Annotated in this window: 14 protein-coding genes; 9 read left to right on the top strand and 5 right to left on the bottom strand. The window is 33.9% G+C overall.

Annotated elements, in window-relative coordinates; genetic code table 11:
* Positions 1-13: 13 nt before the first annotated feature.
* A complete protein-coding gene (locus DN393_RS27585; protein ID WP_088048489.1) occupies positions 14-394 on the bottom strand; it encodes a MerR family transcriptional regulator in 381 nt (126 codons plus the stop codon).
* A gap of 16 nt (positions 395-410) precedes the next feature.
* Positions 411-1,121, bottom strand: coding sequence for an SDR family NAD(P)-dependent oxidoreductase (locus DN393_RS27580; protein WP_064476492.1), 711 nt, complete (start codon positions 1,119-1,121; stop codon positions 411-413).
* Between the two features lie 189 nt (positions 1,122-1,310).
* Here DN393_RS27580 and fumC point away from each other — a divergent pair, with 189 nt between their 5' ends.
* The gene (gene fumC / locus DN393_RS27575) at positions 1,311-2,699 is read left to right on the top strand and encodes a class II fumarate hydratase (RefSeq protein WP_088048490.1); all 1,389 of its coding nucleotides are present in this window, start codon (positions 1,311-1,313) and stop codon (positions 2,697-2,699) included.
* Between the two features lie 92 nt (positions 2,700-2,791).
* On the opposite strand, the gene DN393_RS27570 is transcribed toward fumC, so the two are convergent.
* Complete coding sequence (locus DN393_RS27570; protein WP_064476490.1) at positions 2,792-3,214, bottom strand: PH domain-containing protein; 423 nt, start codon at positions 3,212-3,214, stop codon at positions 2,792-2,794.
* Between the two features lie 319 nt (positions 3,215-3,533).
* On the bottom strand, positions 3,534-4,319 hold the full coding sequence (locus tag DN393_RS27565) for an MBL fold metallo-hydrolase (RefSeq protein ID WP_064476489.1): 786 nt from the start codon (positions 4,317-4,319) through the stop codon (positions 3,534-3,536).
* 212 nt (positions 4,320-4,531) lie between these two features.
* Here DN393_RS27565 and DN393_RS27560 point away from each other — a divergent pair, with 212 nt between their 5' ends.
* Positions 4,532-5,296 carry a DUF2087 domain-containing protein gene (locus DN393_RS27560; protein WP_149174128.1) on the top strand — a complete coding sequence of 255 codons (765 nt, stop codon included), beginning with the start codon at positions 4,532-4,534 and terminating at the stop codon, positions 5,294-5,296.
* 100 nt (positions 5,297-5,396) lie between these two features.
* A complete protein-coding gene (locus DN393_RS27555) occupies positions 5,397-6,806 on the top strand; it encodes an MATE family efflux transporter (protein WP_000804150.1) in 1,410 nt (469 codons plus the stop codon).
* Between the two features lie 56 nt (positions 6,807-6,862).
* On the opposite strand, the gene DN393_RS27550 is transcribed toward DN393_RS27555, so the two are convergent.
* A complete protein-coding gene (locus tag DN393_RS27550; protein ID WP_098103562.1) occupies positions 6,863-7,561 on the bottom strand; it encodes a peptidase E in 699 nt (232 codons plus the stop codon).
* Positions 7,562-8,050: 489 nt separating this feature from the next.
* Between DN393_RS27550 and DN393_RS27545 the strand changes: the two genes are divergently transcribed.
* The 6 genes from DN393_RS27545 (at position 8,051) to DN393_RS27520 (ending at position 11,826) form a co-directional block, all read left to right on the top strand.
* Positions 8,051-8,449 (top strand): DUF3942 family protein, encoded by a 399-nt coding sequence (locus tag DN393_RS27545; RefSeq protein ID WP_064476486.1) that lies wholly within the window; start codon positions 8,051-8,053, stop codon positions 8,447-8,449.
* 107 nt (positions 8,450-8,556) lie between these two features.
* Positions 8,557-8,973, top strand: coding sequence for a BlaI/MecI/CopY family transcriptional regulator (locus DN393_RS27540; RefSeq protein ID WP_064476485.1), 417 nt, complete (start codon positions 8,557-8,559; stop codon positions 8,971-8,973).
* Position 8,974: 1 nt separating this feature from the next.
* On the top strand, positions 8,975-9,787 hold the full coding sequence (locus DN393_RS27535; RefSeq protein ID WP_064476484.1) for a M56 family metallopeptidase: 813 nt from the start codon (positions 8,975-8,977) through the stop codon (positions 9,785-9,787).
* A gap of 53 nt (positions 9,788-9,840) precedes the next feature.
* Entirely contained in the window at positions 9,841-10,554 is a 714-nt protein-coding gene (ccdA, locus tag DN393_RS27530) for a cytochrome c-type biogenesis protein CcdA (protein ID WP_149174127.1), read from the top strand.
* Positions 10,555-10,572: 18 nt separating this feature from the next.
* Positions 10,573-11,127, top strand: coding sequence for a TlpA family protein disulfide reductase (locus tag DN393_RS27525; RefSeq protein ID WP_064476482.1), 555 nt, complete (start codon positions 10,573-10,575; stop codon positions 11,125-11,127).
* Between the two features lie 18 nt (positions 11,128-11,145).
* Positions 11,146-11,826 carry a prolipoprotein diacylglyceryl transferase family protein gene (locus tag DN393_RS27520; RefSeq protein WP_064476481.1) on the top strand — a complete coding sequence of 227 codons (681 nt, stop codon included), beginning with the start codon at positions 11,146-11,148 and terminating at the stop codon, positions 11,824-11,826.
* Positions 11,827-11,838 lie beyond the last annotated feature (12 nt).

Raw genomic sequence — 11,838 nt, 5'->3', positions numbered from 1 at the left:
GAAGGTGATTTTTTTATTTTGTAATAGGAGTTGAAGAAGTTATCTCGACCTCATATTTAGCAATTTTTTGTTGTATCTTTTTTAAGTTTTTTTCAGTGTCTTGAATGAGTTGTAAGACATTGGTCTCCTGTTGTTGCATTAATTCCAACCGTCGAAGGATTGTAGATTCTCCCTCCATAGACCAGTCGATAAATTGTTTTATTTTTTGAATGGGCATACCGGTGTTTTTTAAGCATAAAATCATCTCTAAATATTTCAGTGCTTCTTCATCAAAAACTCGATCTCCTTTTTCATTTCTTTTAAGAAAAGGGAACAGTCCTTGTTTATCGTAATAACGTATTTGAGAAATAGTTAAGAGGTGCATTTTGGCGACTTGTCCAATTGTATAATACATATCGTTCATCCCTTTATTACCAAGGTATAATGCCATCTTTATTTAGTATTTTACCATTATAGTTTGTTTCACTTAATGCATATTTAATAATAATTTTAGCACTTTCATTAGTCGTATGGCCACCTGGGGAATTTCCATTTAGGTCAGTAGTTGTAAAACCAGGAGTTACTCCGAAAATTTCTGGACCGTTAGTGCCAAATTCTTTGCTAAAAGCTAATGTTAAAGCATTAATAGCTGTTTTTGAAGAATTATATCCTAATGTATTAATCGGGTGTGTTTCACCACTAGCAAACATTGTTAGTGAGGCCATGTCAGTTGTTACATTAATAATTTTACTGTTACTTGATTTCTTTAATAATGGTAAAAAGGCTTGCACCATTTGGAATGTTCCAAAAAAGTTAACCTCAAATCCTTGGCGTAAAGTTTCAATATTTAATTCACTAGGTATCGTATGGAAGTCGAGTGCTATGCCTGCATTATTGATTAATAAATCTAAGTGGTCAGTCGTTTCATGGATTTTTTTGATTGCTTCTTGAATGGATTGAGCACTAGAAATGTCTACTTGAATATAGGAAACGTTTGAAACATGTAAAGATTTTACCGCTTGTTGTCCAAGTTGTTTATTACGAGCACCTAAAAATACGTGATAGTCTTTTTCTGCTAATTGACGAACCAGTTCATATCCGATCCCTTTATTCGCACCTGTTATGAAAGCATATTTTTTCATTTTAAATTCCTCCAGTAGTGTTATAGTAGGTTACAATGGTAAGGATACAGCCTAAACTTAAGTTTAGGTCAAGAGGAATTTTTAAAAAAACATTGAATATTTGTATATATAAGTGAGAATTCTTATCATTTGATTGAAAGTCTGTTAATATAAGAAATGTAGGTATTATATTTTCAAGGGGATGAAAAAATGGAGTACAGAATTGAAAGAGATACAATAGGAGAAATAAAAGTTCCAGCTGATAAATTATGGGCAGCACAAACGCAACGTAGTAAAGAAAACTTCCCGATTGGAACAGAGCAAATGCCGCTTGAAATTGTAAAAGCATTTGCCATATTAAAGAAGAGTGCAGCACTTAGTAATCAAAAATTAGGAAAGCTATCAGAAGAAAAAGCAGAAGCAATTGTGGCAGCAGCTGACGAAGTGATTGCAGGGAAATGGAATGAACATTTTCCACTTGTCGTATGGCAAACGGGTAGTGGTACACAGTCAAACATGAATGTGAATGAAGTAATTGCAAATCGAGGGAATCAAATTTTGAAAGAGAAGGGATCTGACGTACATATTCATCCGAATGATGATGTGAACATGTCTCAAAGTTCAAATGATACATTTCCAACAGCACTTCATGTAGCATGTGTAATCGCAGTAGAAAATCACGTATTACCAGCAATTACGAAATTAAAAGAAACGCTAGCAGAAAAAGTAACTGCATTTGAACATATTATAAAAATTGGTCGTACACACTTACAAGATGCAACACCGTTAACATTAGGACAAGAAATTAGCGGATGGCACCGTATGCTTGAAAAAACAGAGCGTATGATTGCTGAGAGCAATACATATATGAAAGAGCTTGCGATTGGTGGTACTGCAGTTGGAACAGGTATTAATGCTCATCCAAAATTCGGTGAGATGGTGTCAGAGGAAATTAGCCAATTTACAGGTAAGCAATTTATTTCTGCACCAAATAAATTCCACGCATTAACGAGCCATGATGAAGCTGTATATACGCATGGTGCATTAAAAGCATTAGCAGCTGATTTAATGAAGATTGCTAACGATGTGCGTTGGTTGGCAAGTGGTCCACGTAGTGGTCTAGGAGAAATTATTATTCCGGCAAATGAGCCAGGAAGCTCTATTATGCCAGGTAAAGTAAATCCAACGCAAAGTGAAGCGTTAACGATGGTTGTAGCGCAAGTGATGGGAAATGACGCAACAATTGGATTTGCTGCGAGTCAAGGTAATTTTGAGTTAAACGTATTTAAACCTGTTATTGCATATAACTTCTTACAATCCGCTCACTTATTAGCAGATGCAATTGTTTCATTTAATGATAATTGTGCAGTTGGTATTGAAGCAGATGAAGAAGTAATTAAAGAGAATGTAAATCGTTCATTAATGCTTGTTACAGCATTAAACCCGCATATCGGATATGAAAATGCAGCGAAAATTGCGAAGCATGCTCATAAAGATGGGTTAACGCTAAAAGAAGCAGCACTGCAATCTGGACTACTAACAGAAGAACAATTTGATGAAATTGTCGATCCGAAAAAAATGATTTCTCCGAAAGAGTAATGAAAAAGCCAAGATTCTTAGTTTAGAATCTTGGTTTTTTTGATATTTATTTTTATGACTTCCATTTGTATTACTGCAAGTGCCAAAATATATTATTTGTTAGCAGGCATATTCAATACTTTCATCTGTGGACAGTTTTCTTTTAAGAGTGAAAGGAAGTTTTCTTCTTCTTGAGGTACGAAAGTTGTCACAGAGTCAAATAAATTGTAATGGATTTCTAATTGCTGTCTAGTCCATTGTTTTGAATGAAGTTTTTTACCAGAGTATGTAACGTGACGAATTTCTTCAAATGGAATTTCAGTACGCAATATGAAACCATGTTTTACAACAAGAGAGGATTCCGTTACGTTGTAGTGAGAGAAATAGAATGAAGAAAGATTGACGATATTTAATAGCATCATGAGAGTGAAAAAAATAGAATTTTCATTTTGGAAGAATAGCGAAACGAAAAAAATAATGATAAATAATGTAATAAAAATGACGTGAAATGGATTCTTTTTCGCTTTGAATTTCAAGTTAGTCACCTCAGTTTACGTGTACTCTAACTAAATTAAATCACAACATCTTAATAAAACGTGTGAAATTTTCTGATGGGATAAATTTAAATGGAATTTTGCAATAGTGGAGAGGTATAAAGTGACTTGCAAAAATAGAAAGTTAGCATTAGTCATAATTAGTTGTATGATGATTATGGGTAGTTGTGCTAATAAATTTGTTGAGGATGGAAACCGAAAGCATATATTCGTACAGGTAAGTAGAGCTTTAGTCGAGGTTGTAAATAGAATATATAATGGATAAAAGGTATTTCTGTATATGGAAATACCTTTTTTGTAGTTAAAATTGAATACTGAAGTTTTCGAATGAGTGAGTACCAGTTCCGTGTTGAATGAGGTTGTTATCACTCAAATATTGAATAGCGTATTTTACTTCTTTCAGTATAGTAGGCGGGAGACCAAGAGTATGATGTGAACCGTAAATTTGATTAATAGGTGAGAAATTTGTAATTTTGTGTAGAGACTGGACGAAGTCTACAGGATTAGTCGTTGGATAAAACGCAAAAATTGTGCCTTCATAAAGTAAATCTCCTGTGAATAAAAACGCAGTTTCATAATCGTATAGGCAAATATGTCCTGGTGAGTGACCTGGGGTATGTATAATTTGAATTTTCCTATTTCCAATATCAATCATATCTCCATCTTGTAGTAATTTTGTTGGTGTCCCTTGGAATGGCTCGAATGTTTCAGGTTGAAATGTTTTAGGTGTATGTAAAGTAATGTCACGAGCGATGTCGTGCCTAATTTGAGTAATAGGGAGTCCTTTTATGCCGTTAATGAGCCGATCTTCTTCTAAAGCATGTACATAGATTTCTTCATATTGTGCGTGGCTACCGATATGATCCCAATGGACGTGTGTTGTGACAACTGTAATGGGTAAGTTTGTTAGTTGGTCCGTTATACGTTTCATATTATCGATACCTAGTCCTGTATCGATAAGAATTGCAGCAGTATCGCCTATAAGTAAGAAGGAATGTACTTTCTCCCAATGTCCATATTCACTAATTGCATATGTATTTTGTGCAATCTGCATTACAGTAAACCAAGGGTCTTGAGGAATAGTCATGTTCTATTTCACATCCTATTGAATGAATTTATATAAATACATTCGCTTTTCGTTGTACCAAACCCTTTTAATAGATGTTTTTATAAAAGTTTACAAAATGGGTAAACGAAGCGTTGAAGTGTTTGTTTGTTTTATGTTAAGATGATGAAGAGATAGTAAACGTTATTGGAAAATGTCTGTTTTTAGATAAACATTTTAAAGGAGTGTTTAGTGTGAATGATATTTCAGAGAAGTTTTGGGATGCTTCGGTAGAAGAATTGAAGAAAGGGTATGTATTTGAAGCGGAAGCAGAGGAGTATATTTGTTTAGCTTGTGGAGAAGCGTTTATTAAGGGGGTTATTTATCAAGATAATCAGGTTTTGTATGAAGCAGAGAAGTTTATACAATTGCATGTGCAAAATGAACATACGTCTATGTTTGATTATTTATTAAACCTTGATAAGAAGTATACTGGTTTAACGGATTTGCAAAAGAAAATGGTTCAGTTTTTCCATATGGGGCTAAATGATAAAGAGATTGTAAAAGAGATGGATGGCGGAAGTACTTCGACCATTCGAAATCATCGATTTACACTTCGAGAGAAAATGAAGCAAGCGAAAGTGTTTTTAGCGTTAATGGAACTGTCAGAAGAAAAATCAAAAGTACAAACGAAATTTGTACCCATTCATAGAACAGCAACGATGGTAGATGATCGTTACAATATTACGGAAGAAGAAAATGATGAAGTATTAAAAGCACATTTTACAGAAGGATTAGATGGACCGCTTTCTAAATTTCCGAAAAAGCAAAAGCGTAAATTAATTATATTACGCCATTTAGTGACGAAGTTTGATAGTAATAAAAAGTACACTGAAAAAGAAGTGAATACTGTTATAGAAAGTGTATACCCGGATTTTGTAACTTTAAGAAGATATTTAATTGAATATGGATTTTTAGATAGAACAGCTGATGGAAGCCAATATTGGGTGAAGTTATAATCATACGGAAAAGAAAATGAATAGAAGCAAATTATTATAACAACTATACAAAGAGATAGAAGTTGAAAAAACAGATTTTTAATAAAAGGAGAAATGAAATTTGAAACCACCTACAGATAACAATAAAGAAGGTGCGGAGTCACATAAGTTAGAAAGTGAGAGTAAACCGATTTGGAAGTCGATGTCCATGTTTTTAGTACCGTTACTATTAAGTAATGTATTACAATCGATTGGACAATTATTCGGTATGGTAGTAGTAGGAAGATGGCTTGGAGTGAATGATTTAGCAGCCATATCAGCATTCTTCCCGCTATTTTTCTTACTCGTTTCATTTGTAATTGGTATTGGTTCAGGTAGTTCGATTTTAATTGGTCAGGCATTTGGTGCTAAAAACGAAGATCGTTTAAAAGCGATCGTTGGTACGACACTGACATTTACCTTTATTATTGGAGTTGTGTTGGCGATAATAGGTAGTATTTTTGCGATGGATATTATGCGCCTTATGGGAACGCCAGAAAATATTATTGATATAAGTGTTCATTATGCGCGTATTTTATTTATATCGATGCCAGTCTTATTTTTATACTTCGCATACACAACATTTATGAGGGGTACAGGAGATTCTAAAACGCCATTTTACTTTTTAATTGTAAGTACAGCGCTAAATATGATCTTATTACCGATTCTTATTTTCGGATGGTTAGGAGCTCCGAAATTAGATGTGTATGGAGCAGCCTATGCTTCTGTTATATCTACAGTTATTACGTTTATTGTCATGTTAGTGTATTTAAAGAAGAAAAATCACCCACTACAATTAGATAGTACGGTAAGGAAATATCTTCGCATGGATGGGGAGTTATTAAAGCTATTGCTACGACTCGGAATTCCAGCGAGTATTAACATGATATTAGTTTCATTATCTGAAATTGCGGTAATCGCGTTTGTAAATCGTTATGGTTCGGATGCAACAGCGGCATATGGCGTCGTGAATCAGGTTGCAAGTTATGTACAAATGCCAGCAGTTAGCCTTGGTATTACAGTTTCTATTTTTGCAGCGCAATCAATTGGTGCAAATCAATTCGATCGACTGCAGAAAGTTGTGAAGGCCGGGATTATTATGAACTACGTCATTGGTGGTGTGCTAATATCTCTTATTTATTTGTTCTCAAGAGACATTCTATCACTATTTTTAACGAGTCAAACTACAATTGAAATTGCTCATAGCCTCGTTATGATTACGTTATGGAGTTATTTAATTTTCGGGCATGCGCAAATTATTAGTGCGACAATGCGAGCGAGTGGTACAGTATTATGGCCAACTGTTATCGGTGTTGTATCAATTTGGCTTGTTGAAGTACCTGTAGCGTATTACCTTTCTTACCATACAAGTCTTGGCATAGAAGGGATATGGATTGGGTACCCAGCAGCATTTATTGTCAGCTTAATATTACAGTATGCATATTATAAGCTTTCATGGCAGAAGAAACGAATTACACGACTAGTGAGTTAAATCATGCAAATGTCCCTAAGCTATTATACTTAGGGACATTTTTTGTAAGTGTAGGTTTACAAATAGCTTTTTAAAGTGATATCAAAATGTTGTCTAATGAGCTTGTTATCACTCATATAAAACTCCCACGCTTTTTCAGGTTCACCGATAATTTCAAAAGATTCTTCTGTAATATATAAAGCGCAATTATCCTCTAGTGCAATTCCTTCTATATTACCTTGATGATTTTGTAAAAAGGAATGGAAGGCGTTCATTCTATTTAATTGATTATAATGTGGACAAAACCTTTTGTTAACAATCCCCCAACCGTTACACTCTATATAACCAGAACCTTCATAATCTGAGCGGATGCTAGATGTGAACCAACACATAGCACCGGCGCTATTGCCTGCAATGAGCGTTCCTTGTTGCAAAGCAAATAATAATTTTTCATCTAGTTTATGTTCTTTCCATTGTGTAAGCATGTGAATATAGTTCCCGCCACCGAGATAAATTAAATCAGCAGACTGAATCATTTCGTCTATTTCATATTTAGAAGGTGTATCAGCTATAGTACGTAAAATTTGTACTTCACAGTGTAATTGTGTTTCGAATGTGTCCAAAAATAGCTTTATATAGCTTTCATCATCATGACTAGCTGTAGGAATGAATAATACTTTTGGATACTGTTTATTTGTTAATTCTATAAGTCGCTCATTAATAGGCGAGTGATTTGAATCTTGTAAATCACCGCCACCAATGACAGCTAATTTCATAGTAAAGCACCACCTAATCATTTTTGTTATATAAAAATTCGATAGAAGAGAGTAACATTCCTTCTCTCATGTAATGAATAAGTAGAAAATATAGTTTAAGTATATCGGAATAGTAAAGGTAGTGAGAACTTTATAGAAAAATGAATTTGAAACAATTTACCCCGATATTTGTGGGCTGCCCGTAAAAGCCTGATTGGTGAGGGCTGATAATCAGTGGGGATGAACAAAACCCTCATTGATTAAAGTTTCACTTTATCGATATATAATACTTCATACTATTGTTTCAAAATATGGAAACAATATGTTTAAATGGATATAACGAAGCATTAATTCAAATTGAATTAGTGTTTATACTTTAAAAAGGAGTCGGAAATAATAGAGATTTCACAAATCGTTTTTTACTTTTAATAGGAAGTTGTATTACAATATGGTAAAATTATTTCAATATATTTATTTAATATAAAAATACAAAAAGGGAGCGTGAAAAAGGTGGATTTTCGATTTGAGTTTGCAGCGAAGGTGAAAGAATACTTAGATGATGAGAAGGATGAAAAAATAATAAAAGATGGACATCGAGATATAATTTTTCACTATTTATATGCGTTAGAGGCTGAAATTGGCGTTGTTAAAAATCCTAATTTTACTTTTTTTACATCAGGAAGACGTTCACATATCTTATTAGAAAATATTGAATTTAAAACAGAGGTAAATGTAAAAAGTAACATCATAGAAATTACAAAAATAGTGGATAATGTCGTTATTCCTTTAGATACTATCGTAGCAAAGGATCGGGAATTATTTGCACTTGGGCGCAATGAGAAGTTTAATGTACAAATATTAGAGCAGTATCTCTTTGAGACATTTGGAGAGAAATTAGGTTTAAAATGAATGGAATGGCCTACGTATTTATAGGTAGTGAATTTTAGTGTATATCATTTTTGTTTGACCTTTCATTTAATTTATACTACAATTCGTAGTGTGAAAGGAGCCACATTATGTTTACTCAAAACTACAAGTTAAATGAGCAAGGATTAAATCACTTTTTTGGACCACTTGAAGCGAGAATTATGGAGATCGTTTGGTCCACCGAGGGTATTACGATTAAAGAAGTGCAGCAGAAATTAAGTGAAGAATCACCTGTGAATTTTAATACGGTCATGACAGTTATGAACAGGTTAGTAGAGAAATTCCACTTAGAAAAACAGACTGTGAAAAGAAGTGGCATATATCGTACTGTACAAACAAAAGAAGAATTCTTATCCAATCAAACGAAGAAGATGACACAGGAATTGATGGGGGAATTTGGAGATTTAGTTGTAAATCATATGCTAGATGAGTTAGAGCAGGCTAATCCGACTTTAATAAAAAAATTAGAAGACAAATTGAGTCAGTTAAAAAAAGAGGATCAATGAAATGAAATGGCAAATGCGTAAAATCGTATTGTTAGCAGTAATTGTTAGTACCCTCTTTTTCAGTATGTTAGTGTATTACGTTACATATCCATTTCTGTTTCAAAATAAGGCGTTCTTTCTTTCAAATTTTTGCTTGTTTCAATTAGAACAACATATGAAGGAATTATCGCTCATTCGTATTATAATTGCTGGATTACTATTACTTACAGTACTCATAGTATGCAAAAGAATTTGGCGACAATTTTTCTATAGTCAAAAATTACAAAAAGTACTTATCCCTTTCATTCGAAAAGGAAAACAAATATATATATTGCCGACCGCGGAAGTTGCGGCATTTACAATTGGGTTATTTCGTCCGAAAGTTGTCATGTCAGAAGGCATGCTTCAAACATTTTCAGATGAAGAAATGGATGCGATTATTTTCCATGAAGAATATCATCAAACTAATCGAGATCCATTAAAATTATTTTGTTTTACGTTATTAGCAGAAGGAATGGTGTACATCCCGATATTAAAAGGGTTATTGCAGCGCTATCATGTGTATCAGGAGCTAGCAGCAGATAAATATGCAATGCAAAAGATGAAATCTTCATTCGAATTAGGTAGTGCATTATTAAAATTAATTAAAATAAAGACAATGGAAAATCGATGTGTGACAGCTTCATTTGCAAAAACAGCAATAAATTTACGAATCGAGCAAGTGTTAAATGAAAAAGTTGTTAAGCTCAATATTCCGTTGCATACGAATTCGGTATATGTAACATTAGGTTTATTCTGTATGTCGATTGTACTTATTGTCGGAGAGTGCATATAGCCTCTTTTTTTAAGAATTAACACTACTCATTGTAGTGCTATAGGGGGAATAAAATGAATGCAGCAGATTTAACAATTTGGCTTGTAGCTGGGGCAGGGGTATTGTCATTTATATCACCATGTTCTTTACCGCTATATCCATCTTATTTATCATATATTACAGGTGTGTCTATTCAAGATTTAAAAGAGAATCGTGGAATTATGCAAAAATCAGCGATTATACATACCGTATTTTTTATGATCGGATTTTCGGTTATATTTTATGCGTTAGGTTTATCGGTAAGTTGGATTGGAATAACATTTTCATCTAACCAAAAATTGATTCAACAAATTGGTGGGATTTTTATTGTTTTGATGGGACTGTTTATGACAGGTTTGTTTCAACCTAAGTGGCTTATGGCAGAGAAAAAGGTACAATACAGAAGTAAATCGACTGGATATATTCGCTCGATTTTAGTCGGTATGACATATGCAGCGGGTTGGACGCCATGTGTTGGACCGATATTTTCAGCTGTACTCATGCTTGGTGCGACAAATCCTGAAGGGGCACTTCTTTATATTACTGCGTATACTCTTGGGTTTGCGGTTCCGTATTTCGTGATGGCATTCTTTATTGGGAAGGTAAAATGGATTGTTACATATGCCAACGTCATGATGAAAATTGGCGGTGGAATGATGATTGTAACAGGGGTTTTATTGTATACAAATCAAATGACGAAAATTACCGCATTCTTTATTCGTCTATTCGGTGGATTTAAAGGCTTTTAAAAATGAGGAGGAAGAAAAGTGAAGAAGCTAATTGCGATTATAATGGCCGGGGCATTGATTTGGGCCGGAGTTAATTTTTATAATACAAAAAAAGAAGAAAAAGAAAGAAAAGCAAAACAAGCGGAGTTACAAGAAACAGAAGTATTACCACAAGTAGGATTTAAAGCGCCAAACATAACGTTAAAAGGGTTAGACGGGAAGTTGTATTCGTTAAATGATGCAAAAGGAAAGCCATATCTTATTAATTTTTGGGCATCATGGTGTGGCCCATGTGAAATGGAGGCACCTGACTTAGTTCGTATGTATGATAAATATAAAAAGGATGTTGAAATTTTTGCGGTAAATGCGACAATTGGAGATCCAGTACAAGAAGCGAGTGCATTTGCAGATCGTCACGGATTTAAGTTTCCTGTTTTACTAGATATGGACGGAGTAGCTGGATTAGATTATAAAGTATTTTCGTTACCAACAACATTTTTTGTTAATAAAGATGGAATTATCGTAGAGCAAGTACGAGGCGTATTACCTCCAGATCAATTAGAAGAGAAATTTAAGAAATTAATTGAGAGTTAAAGAGGGGATTTCATAGTGATGGAGTGGATCGTGAGGTTACAATCCGTATCTCTTATAATTGGAAGTCTATTTGGGTTTATGTTGATGAAACGAAAGATGAAGAACGAAAGTGTACCATATGAAAAAATGATGGATGCAGTAACAAATGCTTTTCTTATCATCGTATTTGTATGGAAATTTGCACCGGCAATTTTAAATCCAGTATGGGCTTTTAGGTCGCCAGTGCAGGCACTATTAGCTGTAGGAAGTATGCAGCATATTATAGCAGGATGTGTAATTGCGAGTGTATACATTGTTTGGAAAAGTAAAAAAGGACAATTTTCGCTTCGTATTTTACTTGATGCATTACCTATCGGACTATGTATGAGTATTATTTTTTATTTTCTATTCAACCACAAAATAGGTGTACAAACGACATTGCCTTGGGGTGTGAAAATATATGAATCTAAATTTTTATATCACCCTATTTTCGTATACGAGATCATTCTCGCCCTTTGTATAATCGGCTTGTTATGGATGAAAAATGAAAGGCTCGGAAATGGAAAGAATATAAGTGTTTTTCTAATTGTTGAGGGGTTTGCTCATATCATTATTTCACTTGTTAGTGAACAAAATTCGGTTCTATTTGGTTTATCAGCACAGCAAATAATGAGCTTTTTTGTTATTAGTTTAGGAATTTTGTTGATACCGAAAAAATAAAAAGGTAGCCAC

Origin of the sequence: Bacillus sp. BPN334 (assembly GCF_008368885.1) — a bacterium.
Lineage (GTDB): Bacteria > Bacillota > Bacilli > Bacillales > Bacillaceae_G > Bacillus_A > Bacillus_A wiedmannii.
Note: the sequence above shows the minus strand (reverse complement) of the source record. Positions and strands in the feature narration are given on the sequence as shown.